Raw genomic sequence first — 17135 nt, 5'->3', positions numbered from 1 at the left:
GCAAAGCCGGCACCTCGAAGCTGACCGCTCCGGTTCCGCGCGAAGGCGCCCTTCACGCGGAACCGGGCCTGTCACGTGGCGGTGCAACGCCGCTCGCTGCGGGCAACTTCCCGCTCGACGAGGACACCCCCCGTAGGTAAGCGGCGGGGGCGGGCCCCGCTACCACGCATTGGGGGTCAGGATGCGTCAGCCGCTTAGAGGACGTGCCTCCACTTGGACAGATCCGTGCCCGACGGGCTCATTTCGTACATGCCCTTTCTGCGGGTGGGTACGGCTTCGCCGGGCAGTTCGACCTGGTCGAAGCGCCACTGCTGGTTGGCGCCACCCTGGGCCGCCAGCACGGCCTGGTGGTTGCCGTGGCCGTCGGACAGGACGGTGACGACCTTGTCCTCATGCAGGCGCGGCCAGATCATTCCCCCGCCGGAGTTCCACTGGGTCTGGCCCGGCACGCCCCAGCCCTGCAGGCCCAGCCCGACCGGCTGGGAGAAGCCGTCCAGGGGGCCGACGTGGAGGGTGAAGGTGCTGCGGATGTCCTTGTTGACGTTGACCAGGTGCCAGTCCTCGTCGCCGTAGGTGTTCTTGATCTCGCTGAAGAACCACACCTCGCCCCGGTGGCCCGTGGGCGTGCGGAGGGTGAGGACCTGGTCGTTGGTGTGGGAGTAGGGGATGTAGCCCTCCTCGCCGGTCCAGCGGTCCTGTGCCTTCTGGGCGCCGTGGGTGGTGCCCCCGTGTGCGGCGGCCAGGCACAGCCCGGTGCCCTCGTTGACGATGCGGAAGAACTTGCCGGATGGGAACGCGTCGCTCACTTCACTCCTTGAAAATGATCCATAACTCATAGTGATGAATCGGGGGCGGCCGACCCTCTCGTCAATGTTACCCAGAGTGACATCTTATCTACATACAGCTCAGCCCAACGGGCTTCTCCCCGCTGCACCGCCCACATAGCGGACGGGGCGTACAGCATCACCTGGTGAGCTGTCCGGTCGGGTCGGTCGCGGAATTCGGTGATGGTGTCGGCGAACAGCTGCTGGAGGCGCTGCTCGTGGTTGGTGTTGCGGAAGCCCGGCGGCGCCTTGAAGACCTCCACCTCCGCGGCGAGCTGCTCGGCGCGGGCCTCCGCGAGGATGCGCGCATCGTGGGGGACAGCTTGCCGACGCGCTGCACCGTGATGGTGTACCGCTCTCGGGCCTCGCCGGTCGGGTGCAGGGGGATGGTGATGGACTGCAGGAGTTCGGGGTGCGTGTTGGCCGCCGGCGGGAGTTCGTACACCGACTCGGCGTAGTTGACGGCGTCGCCCAGCGTCAACTGGGCGACGCGCAGCCATGTGGCGGCGATCTTCTCGGGCGGCACCATGCGGAGGGTGACGCGGGTGCCGTCGACGGAGATGCCGCCCAGCATGGTCTGGTCGGCGAGCCGCTCAGCTTCGGCGTCGATGTCGATCACGGCGAGACCCGCGTTGGCGAGTTCCTGCATGACGGTGTCGCCGAGACTGCGGTCGGGCCGGTCCATGACGTCGGGTCCGAGTTCGGCGATGAGCGTCCGGTTGATGATCTCGGCGACCTGGTTGGACGTCGGTGTGGGGGGTCACGGCGTGTCCTCTCTGGGGGTGTAGCCGGGCACGAGGCGTGCCAGGAGGTCGGGGAGTTCGTCGGGCTTGGCCAGCACCTCGCGGGCCTTGGAGCCCTCGCTGGGGCCGACGATGCGGTGGGATTCGAGCAGGTCCATGAGTCGTCCGGCCTTGGCGAAGCCGACGCGTAGCTTGCGCTGGAGCATCGAGGTGGAGCCGAACTGCGTGGTGATGACGAGTTCGGCGGCCTGCACGAACAGGTCGACGTCGTCACCGAGGTCCTCGCTCGGCGCGGCGGCCGCGGGGGCGGGGGTGAGCTGGTCGAGGGGCGGCGGTGTGCTGGCGGCGCGGGGCCTTCCAGTGCGCGACGATCTCGGCGATCTCCTTCTCCGAGACGAACGCGTTCTGGACGCGTATGGGTCGTTGGGCGCCCATCGGCAGGAACAGAGCGTCGCCCTGGCCGACGAGCTTCTCGGCGCCGGGTGTCGAGGATGACGCGCGAGTCGGTGAGGCTGGAGACGGCGAAGGCCAGCCGCGAGGGGACGTTGGCCTTGATGAGGCCGGTGACGACGTCCACGGAGGGCCGCTGGGTGGCGATGACAAGGTGGATGCCGGCGGCGCGGGCGAGCTGCGTGATGCGGACTATGGAGTCTTCGACGTCCTTGGGGCGACCATCATGAGGCCGGCCGGCTCGTCCACGATCACCAGCAGGTACGGGTACGGCTCATAGACTCGTTCGCTCCCGGGCGGCGGCTGGAGCTTCCCGGCCCGCACCGCCTTGTTGAACTCGTCCACGTGCCGGAAGCCGGAGGCCGCCAGGTCGTCGTAGCGGCGGTCCATCTCCGCCACGACCCATTCGATGGCCTCGGCGGCTCCGCGCAGGACGAACCCGATGACCTCGCCGCTGTGGGGCATCCGTACCGTCAGCGTGCCGGTGAGGTGGCGTTCGAGAGTCAGCCGGTCTGATCATCGGATCGGACCAATCGGCGTTCCCAGGCCAGGGCCGCGACCACACCGATGGCATAGGCGACCAGGTCCCATGGGTCGGGGAACGCGCCGACCAGGACACCGCCGATGCCCGGCGGGGTCATGCCGACTATTTGGTAGAACTCGACGGCGGCGGCGATCGCGGCCGTGGCCAGGGTGCGACGTGCGGCGGTGGTGCGCCACAACAGCCCCAAGAACGCATAGACCAGCATGGTGGCGCCGACGTCGCTCACGTAGCCGCGGATGAACGGTTGTCCCGGGCCCCGGTAGAAGAGGACGAACGCGCCGATGGCGAGGGCGACGCCACCCAGAAGGACCATGGCGCGGCGCATGAGATTGACATCTTCTCCGAATCTCAACGATCAGGACGAACCTGATCATAGAGCTCATCACCTATGGCGGCATGCTCATTGCGTCAGGTCGGCGACCGCGGTGGAGTGCCATGGCGACGGCATGCCAGCACGCTGGCACGTAGTGACGATTTATCCGAAATGAGACCTGACCAGATGAAACGGGGGGTTACGGTGCGCTCAGCACCGTCTCGATGACCGTGCCATGGCCGATCCAGCCAGGCCTCGCGCCGCTTGATCTCATCGCCGATGCCCTCATCCCACATCCTCGCCCAGCCACCACCCCGCTCCTCGGTTCCGCCCCGGAGCACGATGTTGTCCGGCGTGTAATCCACATGCCCAACCACTTCCGCCGGGTAGGTTCCACCTCGCTTCGTCGAAACCACCCTGGCCTGTCCGCCCACCCAGACGCCGCATGACCGTCCGCCAGGAAATTCCAAGGCCGCCAGCCTGGATCATGCTGGCCGCTCACCTGGAGAAATTTCTGACCGTGCACACTCCACTATCGTTCAGATACCGCTCTCACGATCGCCCGAAGCGGTCGAGCACCGTGCGTGGTCGGGGGCGATCGACGGATCGAAACTTGTTTGGTCGCAAAGCGCGCCGCATGGGAACGGCCCTCACGATCGCCTGTCGGTGGCTGGCCGCCGTCGCCGGCTGGGGCGATCGAGGGTCCAGGGCTTCGTTCCTCAGCTCCGGCCCACCGAGCGATGTGGCTGGCGTGCCCGTTGCGTGCCCGATGGGGCGGGGAAGCAGGGGCAATCGCGGGGAGTCACGGGGAATGCCACCCGTACGTTGAGCTGCGTCTGCTCTGGTAAAGCAAGATCGGCGTGCGTCTTTGCATGCAGGATGTCAGCGGTTCAATCCGCTAGGCTCCACACACACGAAAGCCTAGATCAGACGGCCTAGGCTTTCGATCTTTGTGAGGGCTGTGTTTCAAGGGCGTGCCCGGGCCTGCTTCCTCTTCGCGGTGCTCCACGAGACCGCGGCGCTGATCGTGCCGACGAACAGCCCGATCAGCACCGCCAAGATGGAGTAGACCCACAGAGTGTCCTGAATGCTTTCCTGGTCGCTCAACCCCGGATCGGTCGTGAGATAGACGGAGCAGAGCAGAAGCGGGCCGGCCGCGCCCGCAAGGGCACCGCTCCTCCATCGGCCCTCTTGCGTCGCCGCCCATGCCGCGACGATGCCGCTGACCATGATCGGCCCCATCAACCCTGCGGTGACCCCACCGGCCTCCGTGAGTGTCGCTTTCACCACGTATTCACCGGTACCGCCGTTCCACACGTCTTCCGCGAGCATAGGATCGAAGGACGGTGGCCTGTCCCACCACCAGGGTCTGGTGAATTCCAGAAGGGAGACCCACAGGGTATAGGCCAGCAGGCCGACCCTGACCCCCCGATGCCGTAGCGCCGCCGTCGCCGCGATGCCGCCGATCGCACCGCCGATGATCGTGGCCCAGGCCACCTCGGATGGACTGGAGTTGAGGCCCTCTTCCGGCGCCGCGGATGCCAGTCCGTACAGAAGCGGGGCAGCGAGCAGGCAGGAGCCGAGCCAGGCCGCGGCCGGCAGCCACAGCCAGGACCACGGCGCACGACGAAACACACGGTACGTGATCGCGGAGGCGACCAGTGTGGAAGCGGCCGGATACCACGTGGAACGGGTCACCGCGTGCTCCCATCCGACGTACTCGTCGAAGGGGCCTACTCTGGTCGTCCACTGATTGATGCCCAAGCGATCCGCGGCGAGGACCTGCACGGCGGCCAGGGCAGCAGCTACCAGCGCGCAAACGACGGAGGTCGCGAGCCGCCGGCTCACGTTCTTGCCCCAAGACTTCGCCAGCGTGGCGGTGCCTCCATCTCGCCGGCTAAAACGCGTAGAACCGCCATAACGGACACTATGCAGCACCAAGATCCGAGATTAAGCAGAATCCGACGATTCCATCCAGCACGCTGGCCAGCATCACCGCGCCACCGCAGCGAAACGGCCGCTTCCACCACACCCAACCTCGCCTCGTCGCAGCACCAGCGGCGTCCCTCGGTCGGCGCCGGCCGGTCGGCCTCCATCGGAACGATTCCTAACCAAAGACGCCTCCGGCGGGGGCCTCAGGCTCCGAGATGATGCCGACAAGCCGAACGCAGTCAGTGGCTGAGGCGGGCCGGCTCTTCCCGTCGGGAGGGGTGCGTGCGTCCGCACGGGGCAACCGAACGCGGGCGATCGCCGTGCCAAATCCGTGCCAGATGCCACGGGAAAACAGGGGGAACCACGGGCACACACGGGCGATCAACGAGAGAGGCCCCTCACCGCGTTTCCGCTGGTGAAGGGCCTCTTTCTGCTGGTGTGGCAGGTGCAAGGTTCGAACTTGCGTAGGCTGAGCCGACGGTTTTACAGAACCCTGTCTCACACTAGGCGGTCATGGCGCCCACCTGCGGCTCAGCGCTTCGCTTGATGCTGAGCGGCGCTGCGACGACGCGAATACGACGTGCCGTATACCGACGCTCTGACCCAATAGCCTGCCGATTAGTTTGCGCATACCCATTTTAAGCGGATGCCCGTCGAACATGAAACTCCGCCCACCCCGGAGGCTCACCGCTGGGGCCACACTAGCGGTGACTCCGAACCAGCCAGAAAAGAACCATTTGCTTTCTTCAATCCTGCGAGGCTTACTTCTGATAGTTCAACAAGACCTACCCCGCAGAAATTCTCCGCTAAGTCATACGTGATCGAGTCAGAAACCAATGCAAACGATCTGGATCATGTTCGACTACTTCGAGAACGTCTTTCGCTGCGCCAGCTTCACCATATAGCAGCTCTTTGTAGAGTATCCAGATTCCTTCATACGCTCTCGCTCGACATTCCTCGCCAAGATTTGGGTGGCTCTCGGCTTCGTCTGGATGAGGAGTGCCCTTGACAAGTTGGTACAGAAGGTCGAGAGCGCCGATCCGTGCTGGCCTAGCGATATCATCTAGCAATGCAGCAATGAGAACAGAAGTTAGAGGTGGAGCAGCGCTGTAGAGCTGCCCCTGCACCACTGCACGGTTTTCGAGTTGCCAGTAATAGCGCTCGACTTCATCCGCTGTTGTTGCCGCAAGCATGCTCATGACTGCTTGCAGGATTTCCTCCGCAGAACCTCCGCAGGCAGTGAGAGAACCCCAGTTACACCGTTCGACTTCTATGACATATAGGGGTCGACCTTTCATTCCGACCACTTACCTCCAGGATCAAAGGTGTTATCTTTAGGGAACTGCTTCCTCGAGTACTTCTCCTGGCAGTTTTTACATGTAGGGATTCGCTTCCATTCCAGCTCACCAGTTTCCTTGTTTCTGCGCCATCCGTAGGCGTTTGTGAAGTCTGTTGCACCTTGTCGGGCCACATCATCCTCGGCACAACCGGTGGGGTTTCTTGAACACCCAGCATAGACCTTACCCTGCTTATCCCTTCCGCCGATATATGTAGCATACTTCCTTCCGCGCTCACGCCCCAGTGTATCGCGCGCCGCCTCGGCAGCCTTGGTAGCCACCTTCTTGCTGCCAGTCTTGAGCCCAGTGCTTACAGCTATACGCAGCCCAGCCTTAGCGACGCCTCCGACGCCAGTAACCACTCCGATGGCGATTTCTGCATCGGCGGTCTCTCGGACAGTTCCCCTGCCACACTTGGGGTTGCGCCAGCAGGCTCTCTCCTTGCTTGCCTGCAGTGATTGGCTCTTCCAGTTCTTACTGTGTTGTTTCTTGTCCTGCGCCTGAGCGTCTCTGGTTCGGTTTCGGGTCTCCCTGATGCGGTCTCTCTCGTACTGCTGGTGACGCTCCTTGTGGATCTTCCGTTCCCGGGCGGTCTTCTTTTTGCCGCTGGCGTGGTGCGTTTCGGCAAATTTCGCGTCGGATTTGGCGTTGCCGGTGTCGACGCGGCGGCCGTCGGGGTCGGACAGGTCGATGGGGTTGTTGGCGGCGTAGCTGTAGGCGTTGGCCCATTCAGGGGTACGCAGGTCGAGTTCGGGGTCGGTGGAGATGAACTTGGCGATGGCCGGGTCGTAGTACCGGGCGCCTAAGTAGGTGAGGTCGGTGGAGGCGTCCTCGATCTTGCCGAGGAAGCCGCGGTCGGTGAAGGGCAGGTCGTCCCCGCCGCGACGCTTGCCGAACGGGGTGTAGCGTTCGCGGCTGACGGTGCCGGTGGCGTCGTTGATGGCGAGTTGGGTGCTGCCGTGCTGGCCGGCGAGCAGCCAGGTGAGGCCGCTGGTCTCGCGTAGGGCGATGAGGGTGCCGTCGGAGGCGCTGTAGTAGCGCTTGGCGGTGACCTGGCCGCCGGCGAGGCGGAGTTCCAGGGCGCCGAGGTAGAGGATGGTGCTGCCGTCGGGATCGCGGCGGATCAGACGTTGCCCTTCGGCGTCGTAGACCATGCCGGTCTGCTTGCCGTCCACGGTTGCTTGGGTGAGCTGGCCGAGGGGGTCGAAGTCGAAGGTGGCCTGCTTGCCGCCGACCGTGCGGGCGGCGAGTTGCCCCGCGTTGTCGTAGGCGTAGGTGTCGGCGCCGCCGGGGCGGGCGATGGAGGTGACGGCGTTGGGCCGTACCGCGTTGGCGCCGGGCGCCGGATAGCTGTAGGTGGCGGTCTGGCCGTTGTCGGTCAGCGTGGTGATGTTGCCGACCTTGTCGTAGCCGTAGGCCTGGTCGTACGGGTCGACGCCCTTGCCGTCGCCAGAGCCGGTGCACGAGCCGGCGGTGGTGGTGTAGGCGGTTTTGAGGCGGAGCAGTCCGTCGTAGGTGAAGCACTCGGACTGGCCGTCGTGCGTGCCGGGGACGGCGGAGGCGGCGTCCAGGATGCGGGTGATGTTGCCCGCGATGTTGTAGCTGTAGCGGTCGTCCTGGACGGTCGTCGGGCTGGAGGTGTCCGCCTTGGTCTGGGTGCTGACGCGGGAGAGCCAGTCCGTGGTGGCGTCGCGCTCCAGGGTGCGCTTGATCTGGCCGTTGCCGCCGAGCAGGTGGCTGGCGAGCTTGCCTGTGGGGGTGAAGGCGGTGTCCTTGACGTAGGTGGACCCACCGCTCAGGTCGGAGGTCAGGGCCTTGGCGAAGCCGAGGTCGGTGTAGGCGTGGCTGAGCTTCTCGGCCGCCAGTCCGCCGGCGTCGGGCAGGGTCTGCTCGCGCAGGTTGCCCGCGGCGTCGTAGGAGGAGGTGAAGGCGTAGTCGCGGCCGAGGGCGCCTTCCGTGGCCGGGATGGTGACCTTGGTGGCGGTAGGCCGGTAGTCGCTGTCGTAGCCGGTGACCGTCTGGGTGTACGCCTGTCCGCCCACGTAGCGGATGGACGCGGTGGGCTGGCCCTTGGCGGGGCTGTCGTAGGTCCACTCGGCGAGCTTGGTACCGGTCTCCGGCTCGCCCGACCACTGGGTCTTGCGGCGGCCGAGGTCGTCGTAGGTGGTGGAGACCTTCTGGTTTTTTCCGTTGATGCTCCAGATCTGCCGGCCCACCAGGTCGTAGCCGTAGCTGGAGCTGCCGGCGTCCGGGTCCTTGGCGGTGATGCGCTGGTCCAGCCAGTCGTAGGTGTACGTGCGGACGTTGCCGTTGGCGTCCGTCATCGTGGCGAGGTTGTCGCTCAGGTCGTAGGTGTAGGTCGTGTCGGCGTGGGCGGTGGCGTCCGACCATTCCTCGACCTTGACCGTGCGGCCGTACACGTCGGTGACGGTGGCGGTCTTGCCGCCGACAGGCGGGGTGATCTCGGTGCGGTCCTGGCCGGGGTAGCTGGTGGTGGTGCGGCGCAGCTCCGTGTCCAGGTGGTAGGCGATCGCCGCGGTCGGCCGTTCCTGGTCGTCGTAGAGGGTCTTGGTCCACTGGGGGACGCTGGTCAGTGCGGGGTTGAGCAGTCCGCTGCCCGGGTCGCCGGTGTTGTGCACCGGCTCGGTGATGGCCGCGGTGAGGCCGCGCGTGTCGTAGGCGGTGGCGGTGACGATCCGGCCGCCGGCGGGTGAGGCGGTCTGGGCCTCACGGGTCCGGCCTAAGCCGTCCTCGTAGCTGTGCGTGGTGGTCCACTTGGCCGAGCTGCCGCTACCGGTCAGGAGCGTCTTGACGGTGGTCTTGATCGGCGCGGTGGGCTGGCCGGCCCAGCCGTCGAACGGGATGGTGTACGAGGCCGTGGCCGACGGTGTGCCTCCGCTGCGCGGCTGGCCGGGCTTCCACACGGCAGTGGTACGGCCGAGCGCGTCGTAGTCGATCTCGGTGATCTTGCCGTTGGCGTCGGTCACCGCGACCGGCTCGCCCAGGACGTGCGACAGGCGGGCGGTGGTGGTGTGGCCGAGCGGGTTGGTGACGGTCACCCCGGTGCTGGGCCACCCCGTAGGCGGGGTGTAGGTGGTGGTGGTCGTCTTGTTCAGCGGGTCGGTCGAGGACAACGTGCGACCGTAGTCGTCGTAAGTGGCCTTGGTCGTGGAGATGGTGCTCGCGTTGGCATAGGAGCGGGCCTCAGTGGGGTTGCCGTCGCTGGGCTTGTTGGTGGCCGGATCCGAGCCCAGGTCGTACAGGGTGACGGTCTTGCCGACCAGCGTCCCGGACGTGCAGCTGTCACCCGACCGCTTCTCCACGACGGAGGGGAAGGCGACCAACCACTGACCGGCGTCGGCGTTGCGGGCGTACGTGGTGCTGGTGCAGGAGTTGTCGGTCGCGACGCCGTCCTGACCATAGTCGTTGACCGTGGCGGGCAGGCCGTCGGCGTTGTAGGTGGTCTTCTCGTCGCTGTAGCGCCAGCCCCCGCCGGTGACCTTCTCCCGCGAGCGTTCGCGGGTCCGGAGGACGTAGGCGGGGTCCATGGTGCCGGGGCCGTTGCCGGTGTTCTGGATCGTGTACTCGAACTTGGTCGAGTCGATCTCGGTGTAGGCCCGCGGGCTGAGCGAGGTCATCTTCCACGCCTGCTCCTGCAGCACGTTGCCCTGCAGGACCGGCTTGTCGACCACGGTGCCGCCGTCGAAGTCGGTGACGGTCTCCTCGGTCCCACGCAGGAACGTACGCGTGGTGACGCTGTAGGCCGACGGGTCAGTCCCGGAGCCCTCGATGGTCCGCACCTGGCTGTAGCCGCGCCACTCCGACTGCGGCGGCGCCTGGTTGGGCTCGGCGAACTGGACGGGCTTGGTCCAGCGCGGACTGCCCAGGAACTCGTACTGGGTCACCATGTCCGGCGAACCGGCCACCATGTCCCGCTCGGTCACCTTGACCGCGAGCTGCTTGTAGTACCGGGTCCAGGCCTCGTACCCCTGCTCGGGGTCGCTGCCCTGGTCGACGTCGTAGCAGTCGCCGGTCTTGTCGGCGAAGTAGTTGGAGCCGTCGCGGCCCTTGCCGCCGCTGCACGGGTCGGCCTGGCCGTAGGAGACCTCGGTCCGGCCGCCCATCCCGTTGGCGATGCCGGCGATCCGCGGGACCATCCGCCAGGACACCAAGTCGGTCCAGTCGGACATGGTGTCGTAGTCCATCTTTCCGGCCAACATCACCGCGTCGAAGTCCAGCTGCGGCAGCGTCACCTGTGAGGTGCCGGCCAGGCCGGTCTGCTGCACCGCGTCCAGCCACAACGCCGGGTCGTCGGCCGGGCCAAAGTCGGTGCGCTGGTAGATCCAGGTGTGCTTGAGGTCGAGCCGATCCACCGGGTCCCAACCACCCGAGGTCGGGTTGAGCGACTCGGTCGACACCGAGGTCAACTTGCGGGTGGTGAAGAAGGCGATCGCCTTGTTGGTGCAGCCGGTCGCCTGCGTGCACTGCAGGTCGGTCGGCACGTCGCCACCGGTGCGGGCGTCCGTGGTGAACGTCATCCGTGCCGTCGGCGCGCTCCCGCTGACCTGCGTGTTGTGGCCCCACTTCACCGACGACAGGAAGCCGCCCCGGTCGTACGGCAGCACCCGGTACAGCTCGTGCTCGCACGAAGGCAGGCAGAAGTAGTTGCTCTCGCGGGTGTAGGAGTAGTCGACGACGTTCTCGTTGCTGTCAACCTCCTGGTCGAGGTTCCACCGCCACACGCCGGTACAGGTCGGCGGGATGTCGTCGTTGTTGTAACGGTCGAAGCAGGGCTCGCCCGACTCGTTGCCGACGTACGGCACCTGCCACTGGGCGTCCTTGGTGGAGCCGAACCGCCACACCGTGCCGTCCTGGTTGGTGATCTTCCAGTACGGCTGGCCGTCAGCGCCGCCGGCGACCTGCTCGATCTTCCACCCGAGGTCCGGGACCGTCTTCCACGCCCCAGAGGTGCGGTCCTTGACGATCTGCGCCGAACGGCCGCCGGCGTTCAGCACCAGCTCCGACTGTGTCCTGTCGTTGGTGGTGGAGTCGTTGTCGGTCTCGTCCGGCGACTCCCAGCACAGCGCCTCACCGCCGATGCCGCTCTCCCGGGCGGTCCAGACCATCCCCTCGTTCTCGACGTACGAGTTGTCGACGTAGCAGCGGCGGTAGCGTCGCTCGATGAACCCGGCGTTCAGGTCCCACCCGGCCCCCACCACGGTGGACTGGTTGTTGGTCCAGTCGCCCTGACCGTCCACCGACGACGCCTCGTACTGCAGCGACAGGTCCGGCCCATTGCCCGCTACCGACGGCGGCTCGGGCAGTGGCACGTCGTAGTCGAAACCGCCTCCGGACGTGCCCGCCTGCCAGGTGCCCGAAGGCTTCAGATCGGTCGCGCCCCAGTTGCCGTCGCGCCCGGTCATGCCTCCGGCCAGTAGGTACACCGACCCTGCGGCCAGCTGAGCGGTCAGCCGCTCCTGCGCCACCTGCGCCATCCAGGCCTTGCGGTCCTTGCCCGGCGACACCGGCTTGACCGCCGCCGCAACGGCTCCGGCCGGCGCCGCCTCGACCTCCGCAGTCACCGTCCCGGCCTTCACGTCATTCGTGGACGGCACCTCCACCGGCCGCACCACGCAGGTCTTCTGCCGCGGCGTCTCCAGCGCACACACCGGTACCCGAACCAGCCGCAGCCGGCTTGCGAAGTTCCCGCCGAAAGCGTCCCGGAAGTCCGCGTAGGAGAACTCCGCCCGTACCTTGCCCGGCGCTGACCCGCCATCGGCCCGCATCACCCGGGCAGCGATCCCCACCCCGCCCAACGCACGCGCCGCCTCCGGTGCCAAGGTCTCCACCTTGACCTTGCCGACGTCAGCGCCCTTGACCTGCCCCACCTTGAGCGGCAGAGCACCCACCTCAGCCACCTTGCCGGCCTCGGCCACCTGGACCTCGGCACTGCCAGGCTTCGGCCACACGGGCTTGCGCCGCTCCACCTTGGGCACGGACTCCTCGGCGCCCTTGGCAGCCTTCTTCACCGGCACCGGTCGCCCGTCCACCGAACGCTCCGGATCAGGTGTCGCCGCCCCGGCCTGTGGAATCAACTGGTCAGGAACCCCCACGCCCGAGACCAGCACCAGTGACACAAGCCCGATCACGAACGCCACAAACCACACCGGCAGACGGCGACTCGGCATCCCGCATCCCTTCAGGGCACGCTGACGCAGACCCCGGGGCACCGAGGTCTTACATGCCTAAGGCAGACATAAATTGGATCAACCGGACTGTGATCGACAGCTCAAGATCGGTCAACGACGGGAGCGTCACTTACCCAACACCGCCAGTCAGGACCGATTGACCATGATCGACATTTCACCAGGTAAGATCGCCTGTCACGGTGCTGTGCACCACCTGAAGACATGCTGTGTGATCTACGTCACTTGGACTGACCAAAGTACGCCGAAGGGCGGGCCGGAAAGATCAACACAGTGCGGCGGCTTCCCAGAAGACGGCCGCGCGTGAGGCAGGCTGCTGTACGGCCGTGTACAGCGCGCAAAAGGCGCTTCTGGACGCGAGACTGCCTTCGACCTGGGTGAGTATGAGCAGAGACGCGAGCCCGTGAGGTCCTCGGCGCGATGCTGCCTACCCTTGGTCGTCACCTGCGACGCCTGACTTGCTGGGTCGCCCGACCGAGTTAGTCACTCACCGCGGCACCGGTTGATGGGCTTCAGCTCAGCCAGAGCATCAATGAACTCCTGCCACGAAATCTCGAAAGGCAAGAACTCTTCGAGATCGAGATCCGCGTATGTCAATCGTCCGTACCGATCTTGTTCATGCTGCTCGTCGTACGCGAGGACCACCCCACTGGAGTACACCTCGACCTGCTGGCGCACGGTTCCGGTCTCGTCAATGGCCAGGTAGAACACCGACGTTCCCCAACTGGCGTACTCGTCCCCACGATCGTCATCCCAAGGCCGGCGAAAGCACCTCACCCGGCCATCCTCACGCGGCAACCGTCAACCCCCGGATCACTGATCTTGGGCCGCCCGGCGCTCCTCTGGGGTGGTCACGAAGCTACCCATGCCGGGCTCAGTGCGAATCAGACCGTCCGCCCGCAGAGCGCGCATGACCTTCTGGCCGGTGGCGTTGGCGATGCCGAACTCCTCGATGAGCGCGACGAGGGACGGAATACGCTCACCGGCCTTGTACTCCCCGGCGCGGATGCGCTCCGCGATGATGGCGTGCACTTGCCGCCACCTGGGCTGATTCGCCTTCAACTCCACCACCCATGAACGGTAGGGAGCCGCTGCGCGCCATGGCGATGGACAGCGCGCTATAGCGCGCCATAGCTTTGCCTGCCTACAATGCGGTCATGGCTGCCCCGGAGATCTTCCCCACTGGCCCCGACCGGTGCATGAGCCCACATGTGGCGATGCCACAGCGTGACCATGTACGCCTGGAATGGCACCCCTACGGCCCCCGTTTTCACCGGATAGGCGTGATCGCCTGGACATGCCCGTGCCGAGCCACCGTGTACGAGCTCTGCAGCGCCGGCGGCCAAGCCTTCATCCGCCGCACCGTACAGCTCAACGACGGCCACCAGGTCCACGAGACCAGCCCCTCGCCGCTGAAGGAAGCTTGGATGCTCTGGACATGCCTCCTGTCGGGAGCCGCCCGATAGACGGAAGGGGCTCGGGAACCTGGGTGTGTGCGCTCGCGCTCACAGTGTTCCGATCCGCACTTGACGGTCCGATCCATGGGCGCACTTCGGCCAGCCACATCACCTAGCGACAACAACCGACGAAGTCGATCCTTGTCGCCAGCGATCGCCCAACCGTTAACGGCGAGTACCAAGCGAGCGATCGTCACGGCCAGACCACTTCGATGCGAAGCCACTTGATCGTGCCGCTGATCAGCGTCATTGGGCTCCATGACCTGTACGAACAGTCCAGCGAGATCCATGAACGTCCGCGCTCGTAGGCCTCAACCGTCACTCAGCTGGTCACTCACATGCAACGTCGGCTGACACCGGCTCTTCACTCATCCCCTTGCGGCTCACCCTCGTCGACGACCCGCGCAACAACTTCGATGACCTTCCAGAGGGCACTGTCCGATCGGTGGTAGTAGACGCGGTGACCTCCATCAAGCCTCTCCTCGACCAACATCCCAAGGTCCACAAGACGCGTGAGTTCTTGCCGTACAGCCGTGGGAGCACCACACGTACGAGGAGGCTCGGACTGATAGAAGCGCGCTTGGCCGAGATCAAGGACCCACAGCGCCAGACGCAGGCGGGTCTCGCGACCGAAGAGCAGGCGCCCTACTTGCCCGATCTCTATGTGCAGCACGGCCTTCCTCAGCTAACATGTTTCTTGTTAATAGTCTAAGAGTAGACGCCGCCCGCGCGGGAAGGACGCTCTCATGAGTCACCGATCGCGCATCGAGTGGACCGAAACCACCTGGAACCCCACAACTGGTTGCGATCGGACATCTAGTGGCTGCGACAACTGCTACGCCTTGACGTTGGCCAAGCGCCTTAAGGCCATGGGCGCTGCCAAATACCAGAACGACGGCGATCCACGCACCAGCGGACCCGGCTTCGGGGTGACCTTGCATGAAGATACGCTCGCAGCACCCCTACGCTGGCGAAACCCGCGACTCGTATTCGTCAACTCGATGAGCGACCTTTTCCATGCGAAGGTGCCTGTCGATTTCGTGAGCCGCGTTTTCGATATTATGCAGGCCACGCCACAACACACTTATCAAATCCTTACCAAACGGGCTACCCGCTTGGCACGCATGGCCCACCTGCTGCCATGGCCGGACAACGTATGGATGGGCGTAAGCGTCGAAGACAATAAGACCATACAGCGCATCGATCATCTACGTCAGGTGCCGGCCGCGGTAAGGTTCGTATCAGCCGAGCCGCTCCTAGGCCCTCTGACCGACGTCGATTTGAGTCATATAGATTGGCTCATCGCCGGAGGCGAAAGCGGACCTCAAGCGCGGCCTCTCGATACCGCGTGGGTTCGGAATTTGAGGGACAGATGCCTACGAGAGGGCGTCTCCTTCTTTTTCAAACAGTGGGGAGGCCGTACGCCAAAGGCAGGGGGCCGTATCCTCGATGGAAGAGTCTGGGACGAGATGCCCGAGAGACGCGATGGCTCTGATGATTTCAGGAAGCTATCCGTCGGATAAGCTCTTTCTGAAAGTCGCCGACGCCTGACACCGTTATCTCACGCTGCGCGTAGAGCCCTTTGACTGCTTTCCTCAAGTGAGGGATCCATGCCGACCCGAGAGTGGTTCCATAGACTCGGTCAACATGGTCGATGATCTTAAAGGAGCTATATTCTCCTAGAAGATCAAGAATGTTCCTCTCAATAGCAGCCACCCACTTAGGCTCTTCCGCTTTGAGATAGGCCTTTCGATCGAACGCGCTGGTTTCGCACTCATCGCCGAACAGGGAATCCTGCCCTACGGCGGCGTTTTTTCTGATGTCCCTGAGCACTATCTCGCTGCGCCACGCCTCATGCCACTCAAGCCCTGCTTTCCCTAGTGCATCGGCGAACTGCCAGATGCCCTCGGGGCTACGAGTGAAGAGCACCAAGATGTACTTAGGCAGGTTATCGGGCTTCATGCGCACCTGAATGCTGACCGACTGGAAGCCAGTAGCCCGCCTGACATTGTCTCTGTAATTATCCGCGACGCTAAGCGCAACCTTTGTCGCAGCACCAAGATCTTCATGCTGCAACTCCGCAAAGTGCGGCTGCCACCAGGTACCGCCAAGAAAGCGATCCAGCCGGGCAATTTTTTTACGCTCGTCATCGGAAGGTGCTCGCTTCTCGACTCGAAGCTTCCGAACGACAGGACCAAGACGGGAAACCGCACTAACGCTGAAGTGCAGCAAAACCTCCGTAGGCGAGGGCCCTCCTCTGGTGAGGATCTTCTGCAGTTCTACACTATCAAGCGCCGTTCCGAAAGGATCTAGAAATGCTAGGAGAGCGCTACCCTTTGCCTTGTCGAGGATTACCGGCACGTGACTACCGAGGTCGCCTTTATACAGGAGATAGGGCATTCCTTGGCCGCCCTGTTCGGCTAGAACGCGCTCAAGGTTGTCATAGTTCTGAGCATCACGCTCGACGAAGATACCGGTGACGTTACGGAAGTCACTCACCGACGCCGCGCCTTGTGCAAGCAGGAGTGGCGATCCTGGAGACCCGTCTTCATACCGTCCACGTCCTGCATACCCATCAACGAATACGACGCGTCGATCTGGCACTCTCGAGCCAGCCTTCGAAGCGAATACAACGGGATAGCGCTTGAGGATGCCATGTTTGAAGACAGCAGCAGCCTGCCGCTCACGGAAGAAATCGTCGTTCGCCGTCACAGACACCCACCATGACCGATTAGATCATCTCATCACCTGTACAAATACACGTCTTTGGAACGTTTGACAAGCAATGAAAAGATAACGAACGTACGTTCGATCTAATCCAGAGTCTGCATTTCGGGTGCCGCAGACAACGTCCTACAGAACAGATGCCTGATCACCTCGTACGCCGTCGACTCACCGCGTAGCGGCAGCGGGCCGGGGACGGAGTGCCAAGCTCGGCTTCGCGTGTACGTTCGCCGGTCGCCGTTCCTCGATCATGCGTTGTCCTGCGGTCAGAGCCGGGCTTGATACGGAGGAGCCGGTCTGCTGGGCTTGCCTGAGTCGATGGTGTGCGAGGTGATCAGCCCCCAGCCACCCATCTACGTTCAGGGCCGTGTCGCGATCACCTCGGTGCCTGAGTGCTCCCGCCGGAGGCATTCTTTGACCTCATTAGCTCAGTCCAGAGGCCGGCGTCTTGCAGGATGCTGGTGAACCTTCTGCGCGTGGTTCTGTCTACGTTCGATGGTGCGGCGGGGTGGCCGGGCGGGACCGGCCCGGAGAGGCCGCACGCCCGCCCGGACCGCCCGGCCGCCCGCCGCCCATCGGGCGGCGGCTTGATGACGTAGGGAAGG

General features: G+C 64.6%; 10 protein-coding genes and 1 pseudogene. 1 reads left to right on the top strand and 10 read right to left on the bottom strand.

The window, feature by feature from the left end:
* Positions 1-194 precede the first annotated feature (194 nt).
* The 9 genes and pseudogenes from ABZS51_RS08485 to ABZS51_RS08445 all read right to left on the bottom strand — a co-directional run bounded on the left by ABZS51_RS08485 (position 195) and on the right by ABZS51_RS08445 (position 13420).
* Positions 195-806, bottom strand: a complete 612-nt coding sequence (locus ABZS51_RS08485; RefSeq protein ID WP_355437773.1) for a hypothetical protein — start codon at positions 804-806, stop codon at positions 195-197.
* 157 nt (positions 807-963) lie between these two features.
* Positions 964-1509, bottom strand: a complete 546-nt coding sequence (locus ABZS51_RS08480) for a hypothetical protein (protein ID WP_355437771.1) — start codon at positions 1507-1509, stop codon at positions 964-966.
* Between the two features lie 75 nt (positions 1510-1584).
* Positions 1585-2440 (bottom strand): annotated as a pseudogene (locus ABZS51_RS08475) (DNA translocase FtsK); the annotation flags it as partial.
* A gap of 80 nt (positions 2441-2520) precedes the next feature.
* Complete coding sequence (locus tag ABZS51_RS08470; RefSeq protein WP_355437769.1) at positions 2521-2886, bottom strand: DUF2809 domain-containing protein; 366 nt, start codon at positions 2884-2886, stop codon at positions 2521-2523.
* 954 nt (positions 2887-3840) lie between these two features.
* Positions 3841-4722 (bottom strand): hypothetical protein, encoded by an 882-nt coding sequence (locus ABZS51_RS08465; RefSeq protein ID WP_355437767.1) that lies wholly within the window; start codon positions 4720-4722, stop codon positions 3841-3843.
* Positions 4723-5612: 890 nt separating this feature from the next.
* Positions 5613-6005 carry a hypothetical protein gene (locus ABZS51_RS08460; RefSeq protein WP_355437765.1) on the bottom strand — a complete coding sequence of 131 codons (393 nt, stop codon included), beginning with the start codon at positions 6003-6005 and terminating at the stop codon, positions 5613-5615.
* 95 nt (positions 6006-6100) lie between these two features.
* On the bottom strand, positions 6101-12193 hold the full coding sequence (locus tag ABZS51_RS08455) for an RHS repeat-associated core domain-containing protein (RefSeq protein ID WP_355437763.1): 6093 nt from the start codon (positions 12191-12193) through the stop codon (positions 6101-6103).
* A 639-nt stretch (positions 12194-12832) separates the two neighbouring features.
* Positions 12833-13060 carry a hypothetical protein gene (locus tag ABZS51_RS08450; RefSeq protein WP_355437761.1) on the bottom strand — a complete coding sequence of 76 codons (228 nt, stop codon included), beginning with the start codon at positions 13058-13060 and terminating at the stop codon, positions 12833-12835.
* A gap of 102 nt (positions 13061-13162) precedes the next feature.
* Positions 13163-13420, bottom strand: a complete 258-nt coding sequence (locus ABZS51_RS08445) for a winged helix-turn-helix domain-containing protein (protein ID WP_355437759.1) — start codon at positions 13418-13420, stop codon at positions 13163-13165.
* Positions 13421-14552: 1132 nt separating this feature from the next.
* On the opposite strand from ABZS51_RS08445, the gene ABZS51_RS08440 reads away from it, so the two are divergent.
* A complete protein-coding gene (locus ABZS51_RS08440; protein WP_355437757.1) occupies positions 14553-15329 on the top strand; it encodes a phage Gp37/Gp68 family protein in 777 nt (258 codons plus the stop codon).
* Here ABZS51_RS08440 and tcmP read toward each other — a convergent pair.
* A complete protein-coding gene (tcmP, locus tag ABZS51_RS08435) occupies positions 15307-16518 on the bottom strand; it encodes a three-Cys-motif partner protein TcmP (RefSeq protein ID WP_355437755.1) in 1212 nt (403 codons plus the stop codon). The two genes, ABZS51_RS08440 and tcmP, sit on opposite strands and share 23 nt — an antisense overlap.
* Between the last annotated feature and the right edge of the window lie 617 nt (positions 16519-17135).

Source organism: Nonomuraea sp. NPDC005501 (assembly GCF_040605905.1).
Lineage (GTDB): Bacteria > Actinomycetota > Actinomycetes > Streptosporangiales > Streptosporangiaceae > Nonomuraea.
The sequence above is the reverse complement of the archived record's forward strand: the minus strand, read 5'-3'. Positions and strand labels throughout refer to the sequence as shown.

Bases quoted from the DNA above. Each gene is read 5' to 3' on its own strand.
- ABZS51_RS08480 (WP_355437771.1), bottom strand. From the start codon at position 1,509: ATGGACCGGCCCGACCGCAGTCTCGGCGACACCGTCATGCAGGAACTC.
- ABZS51_RS08470 (WP_355437769.1), bottom strand. From the start codon at position 2,886: ATGCGCCGCGCCATGGTCCTTCTGGGTGGCGTCGCCCTCGCCATCGGC.
- ABZS51_RS08460 (WP_355437765.1), bottom strand. From the start codon at position 6,005: ATGAGCATGCTTGCGGCAACAACAGCGGATGAAGTCGAGCGCTATTAC.
- ABZS51_RS08440 (WP_355437757.1), top strand. From the start codon at position 14,553: ATGAGTCACCGATCGCGCATCGAGTGGACCGAAACCACCTGGAACCCC.